This window comes from Streptomyces sp. NPDC041205 (assembly GCF_055591765.1).
Genome location: NZ_JBVIZH010000004.1, coordinates 554,828 through 572,936 on the forward strand (window position 1 = coordinate 554,828; position 18,109 = coordinate 572,936).

General features: G+C 71.8%; 16 protein-coding genes. 6 read left to right on the forward strand and 10 right to left on the reverse strand.

Annotation, left to right across the window (positions count from 1 at the left end):
• Positions 1–39: 39 nt before the first annotated feature.
• The 3 genes from gap (at position 40) to ACZ6BG_RS22245 (ending at position 3,875) form a co-directional block, all read left to right on the forward strand.
• Entirely contained in the window at positions 40–1,044 is a 1,005-nt protein-coding gene (gap, locus tag ACZ6BG_RS22235) for a type I glyceraldehyde-3-phosphate dehydrogenase (RefSeq protein WP_469003981.1), read from the forward strand.
• Positions 1,045–1,068: 24 nt separating this feature from the next.
• Positions 1,069–1,920 (forward strand): universal stress protein, encoded by an 852-nt coding sequence (locus tag ACZ6BG_RS22240; RefSeq protein ID WP_469003983.1) that lies wholly within the window; start codon positions 1,069–1,071, stop codon positions 1,918–1,920.
• 239 nt (positions 1,921–2,159) lie between these two features.
• The gene (locus tag ACZ6BG_RS22245; RefSeq protein ID WP_469003985.1) at positions 2,160–3,875 is read left to right on the forward strand and encodes a sensor histidine kinase; all 1,716 of its coding nucleotides are present in this window, start codon (positions 2,160–2,162) and stop codon (positions 3,873–3,875) included.
• Here ACZ6BG_RS22245 and ACZ6BG_RS22250 read toward each other — a convergent pair.
• From ACZ6BG_RS22250 to ACZ6BG_RS22265, 4 genes are all read right to left on the reverse strand, one after another.
• Positions 3,861–4,871 carry an Acg family FMN-binding oxidoreductase gene (locus tag ACZ6BG_RS22250; RefSeq protein ID WP_469003988.1) on the reverse strand — a complete coding sequence of 337 codons (1,011 nt, stop codon included), beginning with the start codon at positions 4,869–4,871 and terminating at the stop codon, positions 3,861–3,863. The two genes, ACZ6BG_RS22245 and ACZ6BG_RS22250, sit on opposite strands and share 15 nt — an antisense overlap.
• A 132-nt stretch (positions 4,872–5,003) precedes the next feature.
• On the reverse strand, positions 5,004–5,705 hold the full coding sequence (locus ACZ6BG_RS22255; protein ID WP_469003990.1) for a response regulator: 702 nt from the start codon (positions 5,703–5,705) through the stop codon (positions 5,004–5,006).
• Between the two features lie 79 nt (positions 5,706–5,784).
• Positions 5,785–6,444: a CBS domain-containing protein gene (locus ACZ6BG_RS22260; RefSeq protein ID WP_469003992.1), complete on the reverse strand. Its 660-nt coding sequence runs from the start codon at positions 6,442–6,444 to the stop codon at positions 5,785–5,787.
• 37 nt (positions 6,445–6,481) lie between these two features.
• Positions 6,482–6,946 (reverse strand): cyclic nucleotide-binding domain-containing protein, encoded by a 465-nt coding sequence (locus ACZ6BG_RS22265; protein ID WP_469003994.1) that lies wholly within the window; start codon positions 6,944–6,946, stop codon positions 6,482–6,484.
• A 324-nt stretch (positions 6,947–7,270) separates the two neighbouring features.
• Here ACZ6BG_RS22265 and ACZ6BG_RS22270 point away from each other — a divergent pair, with 324 nt between their 5' ends.
• The gene (locus ACZ6BG_RS22270; protein WP_469003996.1) at positions 7,271–7,897 is read left to right on the forward strand and encodes a hypothetical protein; all 627 of its coding nucleotides are present in this window, start codon (positions 7,271–7,273) and stop codon (positions 7,895–7,897) included.
• A 48-nt stretch (positions 7,898–7,945) separates the two neighbouring features.
• Here the strand turns inward: ACZ6BG_RS22270 and ACZ6BG_RS22275 are convergent, their stop codons facing one another.
• The 3 genes from ACZ6BG_RS22275 to ACZ6BG_RS22285 form a co-directional block, all read right to left on the reverse strand.
• The gene (locus ACZ6BG_RS22275; RefSeq protein WP_469003998.1) at positions 7,946–10,381 is read right to left on the reverse strand and encodes a glycoside hydrolase family 65 protein; all 2,436 of its coding nucleotides are present in this window, start codon (positions 10,379–10,381) and stop codon (positions 7,946–7,948) included.
• A 2-nt stretch (positions 10,382–10,383) separates the two neighbouring features.
• Entirely contained in the window at positions 10,384–11,127 is a 744-nt protein-coding gene (locus ACZ6BG_RS22280; RefSeq protein ID WP_469004000.1) for an HAD family hydrolase, read from the reverse strand.
• Positions 11,128–11,196: 69 nt separating this feature from the next.
• Complete coding sequence (locus ACZ6BG_RS22285) at positions 11,197–13,590, reverse strand: phosphoketolase family protein (protein ID WP_469004003.1); 2,394 nt, start codon at positions 13,588–13,590, stop codon at positions 11,197–11,199.
• A 61-nt stretch (positions 13,591–13,651) separates the two neighbouring features.
• Between ACZ6BG_RS22285 and ppk2 the strand changes: the two genes are divergently transcribed.
• Complete coding sequence (gene ppk2, locus ACZ6BG_RS22290; RefSeq protein ID WP_469004006.1) at positions 13,652–14,461, forward strand: polyphosphate kinase 2; 810 nt, start codon at positions 13,652–13,654, stop codon at positions 14,459–14,461.
• A gap of 14 nt (positions 14,462–14,475) precedes the next feature.
• On the opposite strand, the gene ACZ6BG_RS22295 is transcribed toward ppk2, so the two are convergent.
• The 3 genes from ACZ6BG_RS22295 to ACZ6BG_RS22305 all read right to left on the reverse strand — a co-directional run bounded on the left by ACZ6BG_RS22295 (position 14,476) and on the right by ACZ6BG_RS22305 (position 17,431).
• Positions 14,476–15,363: a universal stress protein gene (locus ACZ6BG_RS22295; protein ID WP_469004008.1), complete on the reverse strand. Its 888-nt coding sequence runs from the start codon at positions 15,361–15,363 to the stop codon at positions 14,476–14,478.
• 23 nt (positions 15,364–15,386) lie between these two features.
• Complete coding sequence (locus ACZ6BG_RS22300) at positions 15,387–16,286, reverse strand: universal stress protein (RefSeq protein ID WP_469004010.1); 900 nt, start codon at positions 16,284–16,286, stop codon at positions 15,387–15,389.
• Positions 16,287–16,447: 161 nt separating this feature from the next.
• Positions 16,448–17,431 (reverse strand): Acg family FMN-binding oxidoreductase, encoded by a 984-nt coding sequence (locus ACZ6BG_RS22305; RefSeq protein ID WP_469004013.1) that lies wholly within the window; start codon positions 17,429–17,431, stop codon positions 16,448–16,450.
• A 329-nt stretch (positions 17,432–17,760) separates the two neighbouring features.
• Between ACZ6BG_RS22305 and ACZ6BG_RS22310 the strand changes: the two genes are divergently transcribed.
• Positions 17,761–17,949, forward strand: a complete 189-nt coding sequence (locus tag ACZ6BG_RS22310; protein WP_469004015.1) for a hypothetical protein — start codon at positions 17,761–17,763, stop codon at positions 17,947–17,949.
• Positions 17,950–18,109 lie beyond the last annotated feature (160 nt).

Sequence of the window (18,109 nt, forward strand, 5' to 3'; positions counted from 1 at the left end):
CGTGGACCTCACGGCCACCACGACCCCAAGGAGCCGCACATGACCGTCCGCGTAGGCATCAACGGATTCGGCCGCATCGGCCGCACCTACCTGCGCTGCGCCCTGGAGCGCGGCTGGGACGTCGAGGTCGTCGCCGTCAACGACATCGCCCCGGTGGGAACGATGGCGCACCTGCTGGAGTACGACTCGACGTACGGCAGGCTCCGGGAAGACATCCTGCACGACGACTCGTCGATCACCGTGGGCGGACACCGCGTCGCGGTCACGGCGGAACGCGACCCGGCCGCCCTGGACTGGCGCACGGAACGCGTGGACGTGGTCGTCGAATCCACGGGCCGGTTCCGCGACCGCGACGCGGCGGCCCTGCACCTCAAGGGGGGCGCCCGCAAGGTGCTGCTCTCCGCCCCCGGCAAGGGAGTTGACGCCACCGTCGTCATGGGCGTCAACCACGACACGTACGACCCCGCACGGCACCAGATCGTCTCCGCCGCCTCCTGTACCACCAACTGCGTCGTCCCGATGGTGAAGGTCCTGCACGACCGCTTCGGCATCGTCCGCGGCCTGATGACCACTGTGCACGGCTACACCAACGACCAGGCACTGCTGGACGGCCCGCACAAGGACCTCCGCCGGGCCCGCTCGGCGGCGCTCAGCATCATCCCCACCAGCACGGGCGCGGCCCGCGCCGTCGGCGCCATCGTGCCCGACCTCGACGGGGCACTGAACGGACTCGCGCTGCGCGTGCCCGTGGAGGACGGGTCACTGACCGACCTCACCGTGGTGCTGCGGAGCAAGACGACCGCCGAGGAGATCAACGCGGCGTTCGACGAGGCAGCCGCCGGTGAACTGTCCGGCGTCCTGCGGGTGTCACGGGCCCCGATCGTCTCTCGCGACGTCATCGGCGACCCGGCCTCCTGCGTGTTCGACCCCGCCCTCACGCAGGCCCACGGTGACCTGGTGAAGGTCTTCGGCTGGTACGACAACGAATGGGGATACACCAACCGACTGCTCGACCTGACCATGTACGTGGCCGAACGGCTGTAGGTGGCGACTGAGGAGGCGCGTGCCATGGAACGGACACTGTGCAGCGGCGTGGACGGGTCGCCCGAGAGCCTCGCCGCGGCCCGGTGGGCGGCGGCGGAGGCCGTCCTCCGCGATGCCCGGCTGCACTTGATCCATGCGGGGGGCCCACGGCCGGAGGAGCCGGGGCCGGCGGGCGTCGTCGCGCGGCGCCGCGCCCGGGAGATCCTGGACGAGGCCGAGGAGCAGGTGCGGTCGGTGTGTCCGTCGGTGCGGTTGACCGGCAAACACGCCGAAGGGCCTGCGACGGCGGCTCTGCTCCGGGCGGGGGACGGCGCCGTCATGACGGTGCTGGGCTCACGAGGTCGGGGTGCGGTCACGGGGCTGCTCGTCGGGTCCGTCGCCCAGAGCGTCGTCGCACGGACCACCTGCCCGACTGTGCTCGTACGAGCCGGGGAACGGCAGCCGGATGGCGTCGTCGTCCTGGGCGTCGACGTGAGTGAACCATGCGACGAGGTCATCGAGTTCGCCTTCTCCTCGGCCCTTGTGCGCCGTGCGCCGTTGCACGTGGTGCACGCGTGGAGCGATCCGTCGCCCGCGAGCATCGGCTCCGGCGAGATCGCCCTGGCGGAGCAGCCGAAACGGGCGCAGGAGTGGGCGGGGTTCGTCGACACCGTCCTGCAGCCGTGGCGTCTGAAGCACCCTGATGTCGCCGTCACGGAGACCGTCGAGAAGGGGCGCTCCGCGCCCATGCTGCTGGACGCCGCAACCGGGGCCGGGCTGCTCGTCGTCGGCAGGCGGGCGCGGGAACGCCCGCACATCGGCCCGCAGACCGGGCCCGTGACCCATCACGTGATCCACCATGCGACATGTCCCGTGGCGGTCGTGCCGCACTCGTAGCTCGTCGGCCGCCGAGCCCTGACGGTGGCTCCAGCGAAGTCCCAGGGCAAGACCTGGCCGGATGCCGACGCCCGATCCTGGGCGTTGGCAACAGGTCTTGGCCAACGTGACCACTACCTGTATGCGAATCCTCTCGTAGGGGCTGGTCGACCGGTACGGTGAGAGAAAGGAGCGTGGCTGCCGAGCCGCACTTTGGCTGCAGGATCCGGTCGGAGGTAGCGGTGAGTGGGGAAGCGCACATGGGACCCGACCAGCACCTGCCCAAGCTGCGGCTGGACGATCTGCTGGACGAGCTGCAGGCGCGGATCGACGCGGCACGCGGCACGCAGGACCGGGTGCACAGCCTGCTGGAGGCGGTGCTCTCAGTGGGCCGGGAGCTCGGGCTGCCGCAAGTGCTGCGGCGCATCGTCGAGGCCGCGGTCGTTCTGGTGGACGCCGAGTACGGTGCGCTCGGAGTGATCGGCGACGACAGCAGGCTCGTGCAGTTCCTGACGGTCGGCATCGACGACGAGAAGCGCGCACGGATCGGTGATCTGCCCAGCGGGCATGGAATCCTCGGCGAACTGATCCGGCATCCGCAGCCGTTGCGCCTTCCGGAGCTTTCCGAGCATCCCGCGTCCCACGGTTTTCCGGCGGAACACCCGCCGATGCATTCGTTCCTGGGTGTCCCCATCCGGGTGCGCGACCAAGTCTTCGGGAACCTGTACCTCACGGAGAAGAGGGGTGCCACCGAGTTCGATGCCGAGGACGAGGCGGTGCTCTCCACCCTTGCGGTGGCAGCGGGTGTCGCGATCGAGAACGCGCGGTTGTACGAGGAGGCCCGGCTGCGCGAGCGCTGGCTGCGGGCAAGCGCGGAGGTGACCAGCACCCTGCTGTCCGGGGCACCCGGCGCGGAGGTACTGGAACTGATCGTCGAACAGGCCCGCGGCATCGTCTCGGCCGACGTGGGGATGATCGCGGAGTACGTGGCCAGCGCCAAGGAGCTGCGGCCGCTGCTCGCCGCCGGCGCGGACGCCGAGCGGCGCAGCGGCCTCCGGCTCTCCGCCCGGAACGGTTTCGTCGGTGCGGCCCTCACCACGTCCGAGCCCGTGGTGAGCCCCGACATCCGTCATGACCCCCGCACCAGCGCGGACGCCGCGGAGTGGGCCGGGCTCGGCCCGGTCGTGGCCGTGCCGCTCGGCGCCGGCGAAAGGGCCCGTGGCGTGCTGCTGCTCGGGCGGACGGCTGGGAAGACACCGTTCTCCGGCGCCGACACCGGGCCCTTGCTCGGCTTCGCGGGACAGGCGGCGCTGGCGCTCGAACTCGCCGAGCGGCGTCAGGACGCCGAACAGGTCGCCCTCCTGCAGGACCGCGACCGGATCGCCCGCGACTTGCACGACCTGGCCATTCAACGGCTGTTCGCCGCGGGGATGACGTTGCAGAGCGCTCAGCGGTTCGTGGACCATCCGCAGGCCGTCGAGCGGCTGTCACGCACCGTCGACGACCTCGACGACACCATCAAGATCATCCGATCCACCATCTTCGGCCTGCGTACGCACGGTGACGGAGCAGCCGACGACGGGGGCCTGCGGGCCCGCGTCGCGGAGATGGTCAGCACCGCGACGACGTCGCTCGGATTCGCTCCCGCGCTGCGGATCGACGGCCTCGTCGAAACCGACGTGCCGGCGGACGTCGCCGACCACACGCTCGCGGTCCTCAGCGAGGCACTCAGCAACGTCGCCCGGCACGCGAAGGCGTCATCCGTGGACATCCATCTGAGGTGCACCGGCGACGAGTTGACCCTCACCGTCGCGGACAACGGCTGCGGCATTCCGGGCGGCGTCGCCCGGAGCGGGCTGGCCAACATGGCGGACCGAGCCCGCACGCTCGGCGGGGAGCTGACGCTGGGGGACCGGTCCGGAGACGGTGGGACACAGCTGCTGTGGCGCGTGCCGACGCGTTCAGGAAGGGCTTGAGTACCTGCCGGGTCCGCTGTCGTCGAGCACTTGGCGCGCCGTGAGGCGTGGCGACGGTGGCCCCTGCGGGCCGTACCCGAGGCGGATCACCATGTGAGCGTGCTCCGGACGGCTGCCCTGTTCGCCTGCCAGACGCTCCCGCAGTTCCGGCCACTCCAGTGCCTGGTGCAGCAACGAAGCGCGGACGTTGTGGGCAGTGGCCACCAACAGGACGCGTTCAAGTGCTTGTCCGGCCCGTAGCCAGTCCACCCGCCGGTCGTGGACGGTGGACAGCACGGAGATCGAAGGGCGCTTCTCGAAGGGCCGGCTGACGAGCACGGTCGGATGCCGGTGGGCGCCGAAGTCCCGCATCGGAATCCGCTCGCGGGCGTCCTGCCGCCCCAGGGCCGCGGGCGGGATGCCGAGGCCCGTGCCGTCGATGCCGTGCACCAGGCGGCGGCTCTCCGCGGCCCGGTCGGCGTCGGCGGTGGTGAGGCGCTCCGCCTCACGCGTGAGCTGGAGGAGACGGTCGGTCTCGGCTGGACCTGGGTGGGTGAGCAGAGCGCCCTCCGCGTGCGCGGCCGCGGCGAGTTCGCCCAGCAACGCGCGGGGCAGCGGCCGCCCGGAGAAGGGGAACCGGCTGCTGTGCCGGCGCCACAGATCGTCGTAGAGAGCCGACAGGCGCGTCGGCCCGCCCGTGGCGGCGCTGGAGAGGGGGACGACGGCCAGCAGGTCCGGTTCGGCGGGCCGGGGCAGCAGCCGGGCAACCGGGGCCCAGCCGAAGTGCGCCACCGCCACGCGGAGGTTGAAGACCGCACAGCCGACGGACAGGTGCAGGGCCCGGCCCTGCGGATCGATGTGGCGCAGCCCGTGCCGCTCCACCGCACGGATCTCCAGAGCGACTTCATCCGGATCGAGCCGGAAGCGCCAGGGCTGGCTGTTGTGGATCGAAGGTGCGGCCACGGCCGAGGCGACCAGGGTTTCGAGCGTGGACGCGTCCAGCACGGCAGGACCCATCAGGAACTCCTCCCCGCCCGTACCGGCGATTCGGCGGGGCGATGCGGTGAGCGCAGATCCAGCCTTGCGTCCGCAGCCGACGGTGGGGGAGGGGCCATTCGACCTCGGGTGGTGCCGTACGGCCCCGCGGCGTCACTTCGCGGGCGGTCGCCGGGGCTCCGACTGTTGCAGTTGCGAGGCGAGGACCGCGGCCTGTACGCGGCGGTGCACGCCGAGCTTGGCCAGGAGCCGGGAGATGTGGTTCTTGACGGTCTTCTCCGACAGATACAGCCGTTTGCCGATCTCCCGGTTGGTGAGCCCTTCCCCGATGAGCGCGAGGATGTCGCGCTCCCGGGACGAGAGGTCGGCCAGCTCGGGAGCGACGGCCGGGGTGGCGCCGGGCTCGGCGCGCAAGGAACGCATCAGACGGGCGGTCGTCGCCGGATCGAGCATCGACTGTCCCGAGGCAACCGTGCGTACCGCCGAGACGAGGTCGGACCCCTTGATCTGCTTGAGTACGTATCCCGCGGCTCCGGCCATGATGGCGTCGAGGAGGGCGTCCTCGTCGTCGAAGGACGTCAGCATCAGGCAGGCAAGCTCCGGCATCCGACTGCGCAGCTCCCGGCAGACGGTCACACCGTCACCGTCCGGAAGGCGGACGTCGAGGACCGCCACGTGCGGGCGCACAGCGGGACCTCGCGTGAGCGCCTGTTCGACGGTGTCGGCGTCCCCCACCACCGAGATGTCCGGCTCGGCCTCCAGAAGGTCGGACAGGCCGCGTCGGACGACCTCGTGGTCGTCCAGCAGGAAGACGCGGATCGGGTGTGACTCGGTGAAGGTGCGTGCCTCGTTCATGTCGACCCCTACTCCCCGGAGAACGACGGACTGCGGGCTGTCCGTCGCGACGATCATCGCCCGCCCGGCCTTCGGCGCACTAGGGCCGACCGGCCCCACCATCCTCGGTGAGCGCGAATTCCACGTCCACGACACCCTCCACCGCCCGGGCAAGCCGGGCGGCCGCCGGAATCAGGTCCGGATCCCCGACGCGTCCCCTGACCGTGACGATCCCGCCGTGCACCTCGACCCACACGGATGAGCGGGGGCCGGGGAAGAGGTAGGACACCACCTCGCGGCGGACCTCCTCCGCGATCTCCTCGTCGTCGCGCAGGAACACCTTCAGCAGATCCGCACGGCTCACGATGCCCACCAGGAAGCCTTGTCCGTCGACGACCGGAAGGTGCTTGACCCTTTCCTGCGTCATGGTCCGCGCGGCTTCGGCCAGCGTCGTGTCGGTGCCCACGGTGACGGCCGGCGAGGTCATCAGGTCCCCGGCGGTCGTGCCGTCGGCCTTGGTGGTGGCGGCGAGCCGCCGCGGCCGCTCGCCGCGGTCGGGGCTCTCGCGGAACGCCTGCTTGGGCAGGAGGTCGGTCGCGGACACGACTCCGGTGACGCGGCGGCCGCCGCCCAGCACCGGTAGGGCGCTCACCTGCCCGTCCCGCATGATCCGGACGATCTCTCTGAAGGACGTCGCGCGCCGCACGGCGAAGGCGCATCGCGCCATGACGTCCCCCACGATGTGTGGGGTGCCGTGCATACCGGTCACTCCTCGCTGAGGTCCGGAGCGCAGACGGTCACAGGGTGTTGCCGCTGCCGTACGGGGCGTACAGGTCGAGGAGCCGCGTGCGTGTCGAGTGCAGCCGGTGGGCGACGACCCCTCCCACCCACTCGGCGACGTGCCGGCCGAAGTCCGCGTCCTCCTGGGACATCGTCCGCACGACGGACGCGTCGAACTCGTAGGCCCGTACAGGCGCCGTCGCCTCGCCGCCCAGGTGCCAGACGTACGGGGCGAACAGCCAGGACCAGCCGATGAGCTGGCCGTGGCCGAGGGACTCGATGACGGCCTCGCGACGGCCCGGAACGTGCAGATCCAGCGCGACGGTACCGGTACGGATGATCCAGAACCGGTCGGCGTGCCCGCCCTCCTCGAAGAGCCGGGTGCCCTGCGGGAACGACACCTCGCGGGCGATGTCCATCAGCCGCTGCCGGTCCGCCGGGGGCAGCGTCTTGAGCGTGCTCGGCATGGGGGGCTGGTTCATGGGGTGCCTCCAGAAGGGGTGTGAGCACTCGCCACTTCCATGATGTTCCCGAGCCGCGCCGCAGCCCAAGGGCCCAATGGCTCCGTTGCGGGCCGTTCGGTACCGAAGCGCGGATCGGCACCGTCGTCGGACGTGCCGTGACCTGCTTTCCAGTCCCCGCGGACCCGGCGGTGCGGTCCTTCCCCACGGGTCCGGTCGGTCCCGCACGCGGGGGCCGACCGGGATCACAGTGACGGCCCTTCGGCATCCGGCGCACACCGTCCCGGACGAGAAGAGTGGGCGACGTCAGGAACCGAGAGCACCGCTCACCGGAAGGGCATCACCATGGCCGTGCACGACCACCCGCACCGCAGCCCGGGATTCCACCTGCCGTCGTCGCGCAGGACCCGGCGCGACTCGACCGAGCCCGTGGTGACGCACCGCGCCGAGGCGCACACCGCGCGGGACTACGCCTTCGCCTCGCTTCGCCTGCTGACCGGGTTCGTCTTCCTGTGGGCGTTCCTCGACAAGGCCTTCGGCTTCGGCTACGCCACCCCGTCGGGCAAGGGGTGGATCGACGGCGGTTCGCCGACCAAGGCGTTTCTGAGCGGTGTGGCGGCCGGCCCGCTGGAGTCCACGTTCCACTCCTGGGCCGGTGACGCCTGGGCCGACTGGCTGTTCATGCTCGGCCTGCTCGGTATCGGAGTCGCCCTGGTCAGCGGCATCGCCCTGCGTCTCGCCGCACTGGCCGGCACGCTCATGATGGCCCTGATGTGGATGGCCGAATGGCCGCCCGCCAAGCACCTCTCCGACGGCGGAGCGAGCATGTCCACGAACCCCCTGGTGGAGTACCACCTCATCTACGCCGTGGCACTGATAGCCCTCGCGGCGGCCTCCTCCGGCGACACCCTGGGCGTCGGCGGGCTGTGGGCGAGGCTCCCCGTGGTCCGTCGCAACCGCTGGCTGCGCTGACCCGGAAGCCGTGGGCACTCGAAGCCGGGGTGAAGGGCGTGGACGGGCTCACCCCGTCCACGCCCTTTGCCGGCCCGTGAGGGCGAGGGTGCACGACTCCCCGGGCGCCACGGGCACGGTGCGATCGGCGAGCGCGATGTCGATCGGGTCCCGGTCGGACTCCGGCACGGTGATCCGCAGCTGTCCCGCGCTCAGCCGCAGCCGGACACCCCAGTGCCCCCGGTAGCGGATCGCGAAGCCGTACTCGGACAGCTCCGGCAGTGGTACGGGGTCCAGGCGCAGCGCCCCGCCGCGGGTCTCAAGGCCGGTCAGCCCGCGCTGGACGAGGTCGAGCGTGCCGGCCATGGCGCCGAGGTGGATGCCCTCCCCGGTGGTGCCGCCCTGCAGATCGGCGATGTCCCCGGCCAGCGCCTCCTGGACATAGGTCCAGGCGTCGGTGCGCCGGGCGCGGGCCAGGACCCAGCCGTGGACGAGGCTGCTGAGAGTGGAACCGTGGCTGGTGCGGGCCAGGTAGTGGTCGACGGTGCGCTGCCATGTGGCGTCGTCCAGCGCGTACCCCAACCGCCGGAAGAGGCCCTGGAGTTCGCCCGGCCCGAAGAGGTAGCCGAGCATCAGGACGTCGGCCTGCTTGGACGCCTGATAGCTGTTGACGCTGTCGCCCTCGGCCTCCAGGATCCGGTCCAGGCGCCGGATGTCGCCGTAACGCGCCCGGTACGCCGCCCAGTCGAGCTCGGCCAGCTCGCCGTAGCCCTCGAACTGGCTGATGACGCCGCCGTGGAAGGGCACGTACAGCTTCCGTGACACGTCCTCCCAGGCGTCGAGTTCACCGGCGGCGAGGGAGATGCGCTCGGCGAGGTCCCGGCGACGCGGTTCGGGCAGGCCGCGGAGCACGTCGAGGGCCCGGGCCAGCACCCAGGCGGCGGTGACGTTCGTGTAGGCGTTGTCGTCGAGGCCGGGGTGCGAGGATCCCGGATAAGCCTCGTGGTACTCGTCGGGGCCGACCACCCGGCGGATGCGGTAGCGGCCGAGCGTCTTGTCGTACGTGGCGAGCCCGGCCCAGAACCGGGCGATCTGCGCCAGCATCTCGGCGCCCTTGGTGTGCAAGAACTCGCTGTCGCCACTGGCCTCGCAGTACTGCCACACGTTGTACGCGACGGCCGAGCCGACGTGGTGCTGGAGGCGGGAGTGGTCGTCCAGCCAACGGCCCGAGCGCGGATTGAGATGGAGTTGCTGCGTCTCCTCGCGGCCGTCGCTGCCGCTCTGCCACGGGTACATGGCGCCGCTGTGCCCGGCGTCGCGGGCGGCGAAGCAGGCCCGCTCCAGACGGCGGTGGCGGTAGGTGAGCAGGGCCCGTGAGACCTCGGGCAGGTGCAGGTTGAGGTAGGGCAGGATGAACAGCTCGTCCCAGAACACGTGGCCCCGGTAGGCCTCTCCGTGCAGGCCGCGGGCCGGGACGCCGACGTCCAGGTCGGCCGTGTGCGGGGAGAGGGTCTGCAGGACGTGGAAGAGGTGCAGCCGCAGCACCGGACCCGTGCTGTCGGGGACGTCCAGCTCGGCGTTGCGCCACAGCTGTCGCCAGGCGGTGCGGTGCGAGGCGATCAGAGCGGTGGCGTCGGGCGCGCGGCCCACCCGGTCGATGGCGGCGTGCAGCGGGTCGCTGATGGCCGGGTCGCGCGAGGTGTGCAGCGCGACGGTCTTGTCGAGGGTCACGGTCCGGCCGTCGGTGAGGCGGAGCAGCAGTCGCTGGACGGCCCGCCCGTCGTCGTGCGCGACGGAGATCCTCGCCGGGGCGTCGGTGGTGGTCCGGGCGGCCAGGCCGACGCGGATGTCGGACGTCGTGGTGCGACAGCGCAACCACACCGTGGCCCTGTCGTCCGAGGCGCCGGTGTGCGCGTGCGTGAGATGGCGTGCGGCCAGTCGCCGGTAGCGCTCGACGCCGGCGTTGGTGACCGTCCCGTCGAGCGCCGCTTCGACGTCGAGGTCCCCGGACCAGCCTTCCGCGGTGAACTCGGTGCGCAGCAGCGCCAGATGAGGGTCCGCCATGTGCGCGAGGCGCAGTTGACGCACCGCCAGACGGCGGCCGTCTTCGTCTTCGTAGCGCAGGGTGCGGGTGAGGATGCCGGAGCGCAGGTCGAGGCTCAGACGGTGGTCGAGGAGCTTGTGCGTGTCGGGGGCCAGCCATTCGCCCGCGCCGGTACGGAAGCGCAGCGGCAGCCAGTTGGGCAGGTTGACCATGTCCTCGTTCTGGATCGAGCGCCCGGCCACCTCGGACGGCAGCCGGTTGTAGCAGCCCGCGGCGTACGTGCCGGGGTAGTGGACGGCGCCGGCGGCGCACTCGGGGGCGGCGCCGCGTGTGGCGAAATAGCCGTTGCCGAGGGTGCACAGGGACTCGCGGAGCCGTTCCTGCGCGGGGTCGTAGCCCTCGTACTCCCAGGTCCAGTCGGCGCGGTCGGGGAAGTCGGTCGAGTGGGTCTCGTCGGGCATGCTCAGTCCTCCGGTGCGAGCAGGTCGTCGAGGTCGCTCACCACGAGGTCCGCGCCGTGTTCCAGGAGCGCGGCACGGGTCTGCGGGGTGTCGGCCCGGTCCACGCCGACGACCAGGCCGAAGCCGCCGCGCCGTCCTGCCTCCACGCCGGCGAGGGCGTCCTCGACGACGGCGGTGCGGGCGGCGGGGACGCCCAGGCGGCGGGCGGCCTCCAGGAACAGGGCGGGATCGGGCTTGCCGGGCAGGTTCAGGCGGGCGGCCTCGGCACCGTCGACCAGGGTGTCGAAGAGGTCCCGTACCCCCGCGTGGCCGAGGAGTTCCGGAGCGTGCCGGGACGCCGACGCGGCGGCCAGCGGAAGCCCCGCCGACCGCAGGACGCGCAGCAGCCGGACCGTGCCGGGGTAGGCGTCGATGCCGTGCCGACGCAGCCGCTCGGTGAAGAGCTGCTCTTTGTGGGCGGCTACGGCCCGCACGTCGTCTTCGGCGGGGGCGAGCTTGCGGGACTCCAGGAAGGCCCGTGCGCCGTCGAGACGTGACTTGCCGTCGACGTACCGCAGATAGTCGTCATGGGCGTCGAAGGGGCGCTGGTGGACCTGCCGGTCGCGCAGGTGGGCGTCGAAGGCCGTCTTCCACGCGGCGGCGTGCACCCGCGCCGAATCGGTGATGACGCCGTCGGTGTCGAGGACGACGGCCGCCGTGCCCCGCAGCGCGCGGGGAACGGCGGCCCGGACGGGACCGGAGCTCATCGGCGGTCCCCGGAGCCGAGGCCGGCGCTCGCGCTCATGGAGGTGCACTCCCGTGCGGGCCGGGGCACGTCAGGCGGTCCAGGTCCAGTCGGCGACCTCGGGGAGATCGGTGCCGTGTTCGCGGATCCAGGCGTGGTGGCGCAGCCGGGTGTCCTCCATCGACTGCCGTACGTCGGCGGCGCGGACGGCGAGGCCGGGAACACGGTCGATGACGTCCATCACCAGGCGGTAGCGGTCCATGTCGTTGCGGACCACCATGTCGAAGGGCGTCGTGGTGGTGCCGATCTCCTTGTAGCCGCGCACGTGCAGGTTGTGGTGGCCGTTGCGGCGGTAGGCGAGGCGGTGGATCAGCCAGGGATAGCCGTGGTACGCGAAGATGACCGGCTTGTCCTGGGTGAACAGGGCGTCGTACTGGGCGGCGGGCATGCCGTGCGGATGTTCCTCGGCGGGCAGCAGGCGGGCCAGGTCGACGACGTTGACGACCCGTACGGCGAGCTCCGGCAGATGCTGGCGGAGCAGCTGTGCCGCGGCCAGCACCTCCTGGGTGGGTACGTCGCCCGCGCCGGCGAGCACCACGTCCGGTTCCCGTGAGCTGTTCTCGGTTCCGGCCCAGGCCCAGATCCCCGCGCCGCGGGCGCAGTGGGCACGCGCCTGGTCCAACGTCAGCCAGTCGAAACAGGGCTGCTTCCCCGCGACGATCACGTTCACGTAGTCGCGGCTGCGCAGGGTGTGGTCGGCCACGGACAGCAGGGTGTTGGTGTCCGGCGGGAGATAGACGCGTACGACCTCGGGGCTCTTGTTGAGGACGTGGTCGACGAAGCCGGGGTCCTGGTGGGAGAAGCCGTTGTGGTCCTGGCGCCACACGTGCGAGGTCAGCAGGTAGTTGAGTGAGGCGATGGGCGCGCGCCACGGCAGCCGACGGGTGACCCGCAGCCACTTGATGTGCTGGTTGACCATCGAGTCGACGATGTGCACGAACGCCTCGTAGCAGGAGAACAGACCATGTCGGCCGGTGAGCAGATAGCCCTCGAGCCAGCCCTGACAGGTGTGCTCGGAGAGGATCTCCATGACCCGGCCGTGCCGGTCGAGGTGCTCGTCCACGGGCAGCATCTCGGCCTGCCAGGCCTTGCCGCTGGCGGCGTAGACCGCCTGGAGACGGTTGGAGGCGGTCTCGTCGGGGCCGACGATGCGGAAATCGCGCCGCTCGCTCGTCGCCGACATGACGTGTTCGAGGAGGTCGCCGAGCACGCGGGTGGGCTCGTGCAGGCTCGCGCCGGGCTTGTTCACGGCGACGGCGTACTTCTCCAGGGGCGGTACCGGAAGGTCCCGCAGGAGCAGTCCGCCGTTGGCGTGCGGGGTGGAGCCAAGGCGCCGCGCGCCCTCGGGGACACAGGCGAGGACCTGCGCCCGCGGCCGCCCCTGTTCGTCGAAGAGTTCCTCGGGCCGGTACGACCGCATCCACTCCTCAAGCTGCCGCAGGTGCTCCCCGTTGTCGCGGACGCCGGACAGCGGGACCTGGTGGGAGCGCCACGTGCCCTCCACCGGCAGCCCGTCGACCTCGGCGGGCCCGGTCCAGCCCTTGGGGGTGCGCAGCACGATCACGGGCCACAGCGGCCGGTCGATCCCGCCCTCCCGGCGTGCCGTGCGCTGGATTTCGGTGATGCGGTCCAGGGCGGTGTCCATGGCCTGAGCCATGTCCCGGTGGACCTGGAGCGGATCGTGGCCCGTGACGTGGAGCGGGGCGTGGCCGTATCCCCGCAGCAGCTCGTCGAGTTCGGCCTCCGGGAGCCGGGACAGCACCGTGGGGTTGGCGATCTTGTAGCCGTTGAGGTGCAGGACCGGCAGGACCGCGCCGTCGTACACGGGGTCGAGGAACTTGTTGGAGTGCCAGGAGGCGGCCAGCGGTCCCGTCTCCGCCTCGCCGTCGCCGATCACGCAGGTGACAAGGAGCTGGGGGTTGTCGAGCGCGGCGCCGTAGGCGTGGGAGAGTGCGTAGCCGAGTTCGCCGCCCTCATGGATCGAGCCCGGGGTCTCCGGGGCGACATGGCTCGGCACTCCGCCCGGGAAGGAGAACTGCCGGAACAGCCGCTCCATGCCCACCGCGTCCCGGGTCACATCGGGGTACGTCTGGCTGTAGCTGCCTTCGAGCCAGGAGTTGGCGAGGACGGCCGGCCCACCGTGACCGGGCCCCCAGATGCACAAGGCGTCCTGGCCGCGCTCCTTGATCACGCGGTTGAGGTGCGTGTGGACCAGATTGAGTCCGGGCGATGTGCCCCAGTGTCCGAGCAGCCGCGGCTTGATGTGCTCGGGCCGCAGCGGCTCGGTGAGCAGGGGATTGGCGAGCAGGTAGATCTGGCCGACCGCCAAGTAGTTGGCGGCCCGCCAGTGGGCGTCCAGCGTGCGTAGTTCCTCGTCGGTCAACGTCGTGCTGCTGTCCGGGTGCTCTTGCCTGGCGTTGGACATGAAGAACCTCGTGAACGTCGTTGGATGGGTCGAGGAGTATTCGAGAAGCAAGGGAGGCGGTATGGCCGCAAGGAAGAAGAGCCCCGCGTCGCTGCCGCGTGGTGTGTACGAGCGGGAGTTGCTGCGGTTGCAGACGGAGCTGGTGAGGCTGCAGGAGTGGGTGCGTGCGGAGGGCGCCCGGCTCGTCGTGGTGTTCGAGGGGCGGGACGCGGCGGGCAAGGGCGGCACCGTGAAGCGGGTCGCGGAGCATCTCAACCCCCGGGTGGCTCGGATCGTGGCCCTCCCCAGGCCGACTGAGCGTGAGCGCACCCAGTGGTACTTCCAGCGTTACATCGCGCACTTGCCCGCGGCGGGTGAAATCTCGCTGTTCGACCGGAGCTGGTACAACCGTGCCGGCGTCGAGCACGTGATGGGTTTCTGCTCGACGCAGGAGTACCAGCTGTTCCTGCGCCAGTGCCCGGTCTTCGAGCGGATGCTGGTGGAGGAGGGGATCTTGCTGCGCAAATACTGGTTCTCGGTGAGCGACGCGGTGCAGCAGGAGCGGTTCCGGCGGCGCCTTGAGGATCCCGTGCGGCGGTGGAAGCTGTCGCCGATGGACCTGGAGTCCATCACGAGGTGGGAGGCGTACTCGCGGGCCAAGGACGACATGCTGGTGCACACCGACACCGCGCAGGCGCCGTGGTACGTGGTGGAGAGCGACGACAAACGCCGGGCCCGGCTGAACATGATCGCGCACCTGCTGGGGTCCCTGCCCTACCACGACGTGCCGCCCCCGGTCCTGGAGTTGCCGCCGCGCCCGCCGTCGACCGGCTACGTGCGCCCACCGCGCGAGCTGCAGACGTACGTTCCCGACCACACGGCCGGACTCTGAGAGAGGCACCGGCGTCACGTCCGCTGCGGGACGACGGCGACGGGGCACGCGGAGTGGTGCAGCACCGCATGCGTGACCCGGCCGAGCTGGAGACCGAGGTGTCCGTGGTGACGGCGGGCGCCCACGACGAGGAGGTCGGCGGTGCGGGAAGCCTCCACCAGCGCCGTGCGCGCCGCTCCCTCGACGATCCGCGGGCGCACCCGCACGGACGGATGCTCCGCCGCGGCATCCCGCAGCGCCTCCGTCACGAGGGCCGCGGCGCGCCGCTCGTGGTCGTGGGCGGGATCCCCCGCCGTGAGGGGCAGGTCGGAGGACTCGTGCGCGGGGCAGCGCCACGCGCGTACGGCGTACAGAGCGGCGTGGCGATCGGCCGCCTCCTGGAACGCGAAGCGCACCGCCGCCGAGTCCGCCTCGTCGCCGACCCCGAGCACGATCCGCTGCCCGGCGCGGGTCCAAGGGCCCTGGCCGCGGCCGTCGCGCAGCACGACGACGGGGCAGGCGGCTCGTGCGGCGACCGCCAGGCTGACCGAGCCGAGCAGCAACTCGGCGACTCCGCTGCGGCCGCGGGACGCCACGACCACCATGGAGGCGTTGCGGGCCTCCCGGAGCAGGGCGCTCACCGCGTCGGCGCGCAGCACTTCGGCGGAGATCTTCAGGTCCGGTACGCGACGCTCGGCCCGTTCGACGGCACCGCCGACGATGAGGTCGGCGTGCACCTGCTCCGAGGCCCTGCCCAGCGCCTGCGCCAGCGCGGGCCCTTCGTAGCGCTCCCACAACGAGGCGTACACCAGCCGCAACGGCACGCCGTGCAGGGTGGCCTCGTCCGACGCCCAGTCCACGGCCCGCAGGCTCGGAGCGGAGCCGTCGACGCCGACGACCACGGGCAGTTCCACGCGCGTCATCTCCCTCACCCGTCCTCTTCGGGTCAGTCGTGCGGGACGACGGCGACCGGGGCGGCCGCGTGGTGCAGCACCGCGTGCGTGACCGGCCCGATGCGGGGACCGACCGGCGAGCTGCGGATCCGGCGCCCGACGACCACGAGTGAGGCGTCCCGGGAGGCGGCGGAGAGGTGGTCGGCGGGCCTGCCGGGGCGGGATTCCTCCCGCACCTCGACGGACGGGAACTTCTGCCGCCAGGAGCCGAGGACGTCGGCCAGGGCGGCCGCGTCGTCGGTGGCCAGCCGGACGTTGAGTTCGGGGTCCTCGGGGAGGCCGTAGGCGAAGTACGGCGGCAGCGGCCAGGCGTGGACGACGCGCAGGGCCGTGTCACGGCGCGCAGCGGCCTCGAAGGCGAACTCGATCACCGACGCGTCGGGGCTGTCGGTGTCGAGCCCGAGGACGACGGGCCGGTACGGCGTCGCGGCGGACGGAATTCCGGACGGGTCCTGAACGTGCTCGTCCGCAGCCTGTTCCCCCGCCCGGACGAGGACCACCGGGCCCCGGGCATGGGCCACCACGGCCTGCCCCACGGACCCGACCAGGAAACCGCCGAGACCGCTCAGCCCGCGCGCCCCGAGAACCAACAGCCCGGCCTCGTCCGCCGCGGAGGCCAGCACCTCACTGGGCCGCCCGCTGCGCTGCGCCACGCTCACGGACACGCCGGGGTGGCGCAGCCTGAGGCCGTCGGCCGCCTCGTGGGGCACCCGTACCGTCTCGCGCTGCTGGCTCTCGGCACCGAGGAACGGCGTGTACGCCAGAGGAATGGGCTGCCAGACGGTGACCAGCTTCAGCTCCGTGCCGAGCAGTTCCGCCTCGCGGATCGCCCACTCGGCGGCGGCACGGCTCTCGGGCGAGCCGTCGAAACCGGCGACGACAGTGCGGGACATGATGCGTACCTCCTGGTCAGGGCCGGAATCGCTGAGGAGGGCGAGCTGCCCTCCCGGCGATGCTTCACGGCCTCGATTCGCACCTGGCTTCGATTGCAGCGTCGTGCGTGGGGCGACTGAGGTGGAAGGGCCGATCGGGTCCCGGCAGGGGCCGACCGGCCCTACCCGAACTCCAGGACCTCGCGCACCGGGCGACGGCGGGTCGTCGGCCCGTGCGGGCCGTGACCGATGCGCAGCACCATCTGCACGAAGCCCACGGCCGACGTCGGATCCCGCACGAGCTCGCGCAGGTCCGACCACTCCAGGGCATGCGACGTGAGGGAAGTGGCCAGGTCGTCGAGCGTGGCCTGCAGAAGGACCCGCTCCATGGCCTGGCCGGCGCGCAGCCAGTCGGCCGGCCGGTCGTCCGCGGTGCCGAGCAGGGCCAGGTTCGGCTGGGACTCGAAGGTGGTCGTCCCGCGGTCGGAGACGGGCCGACGGCCGGCGAAGTCGCGCACCGGGGCGCGGCCGTCCCGCTTGTGAGGGCCGAAGGCGTACTCGGGGACGCCTTCGGTGGCCGTATCGGCCTCGGCCGCGCCGAGCCGTGTCCATCGGGCGAGGTCCTCGTCGCGGGCCGGCTCGACGCCATCACGCCCCTCGGCGTCCTCGACGAGGTCGAGCAGCAGCTCCAGATGCCAGGTGGCGGGGAACAGCAGAACGGCGCCTTCGAGGTCAGCGGCGTTGGTGAGCGCGGCCCGCTGGGCGTCCGAGAGCCCCTGCTCGGAGAAGGGATAGCGGCTGGTGTGTCTGCGGTGGATCGCCGGATACAGCCGCTCCAGGTCGGCGTCGGCTCCCTCCGCAGGACCGTCGGACAGGCTGATGCTGGCGAGCAGCCCCCGATCGGCGTGGTCGGGCAGCATACGCACCCGCGGCAGTCGGCCCGCATGAGCCGCCGCGACACGCAGATTGAACAGCGCGGCTCCGCAGCCGATGTGCAGGGCACGATGCGACGGATCGGAAGCGGGCATGGCCCGTGCCGGGTCGGCGCGTAGTTCGAGGGTGCCGCTGTCGCGCAGGAAGCGGAACCGCCAGGGCTGCGCGTTGTGCATCGACGGTGCGGTCGTCGCGTCGGCGACCAACTGTTCGACGGTCTTGTCATCAGGCATGGTGGCTCCCTCACGGGCTCACACCGGGGCGGGGCGGAGAGGAACCGTCGCTCCTTCCACGATACGGGCTTGCCGCGGCTTCGGCAGGCCCGGCAGCCGGGACGCCGGGCCTGCCGGATGACGCCCGTGTGGCTGCGCCTCGCGGCCCGGTGGGCGTACCGGCCCGGCACCTTCAGAGTGACGCGGTACCCCACCGCACACCAGGGGCCACCCGGCCCCGGCGGACGGGCCGATTCGGCACGCACGGCGAGCCCCGCGGCACCTGCGCGGCGATAGCGCGGCGGTGTTCGATGAGAACAGGGAAACACCGGCGCGAGGAGGGGAGCATCGTGGGTACGTCATTGACCCCGGAGCTCTGGAGGCCGTTCGCCGTCCTCTTCGTCATCGCCGTGGCAGTGGCCTTCGCCATCGCCACCGCGCTGGACGCGCTCGTGCTGGCGGCGCGTCGGCTGCGGCCCCGCAGCCGGCTGTCGTCGGCAACGAGCCCGGGCCAGACCTGCGCCCTTGTCCCTCCCTGAGAACGTGGTCCCCCTGCACGGCGGGACCAGGACCGAGGACGGTCACCGCGGGGCGTCCGGCGAAAGGGGCCGAATGGCCCTGCCTGCCCGGTCGCACCGGACCCAGGGCGGAGCCGGAACAGGGCCGTGCGGCATCACGCCAGCCACCTCCTGGCCCCTG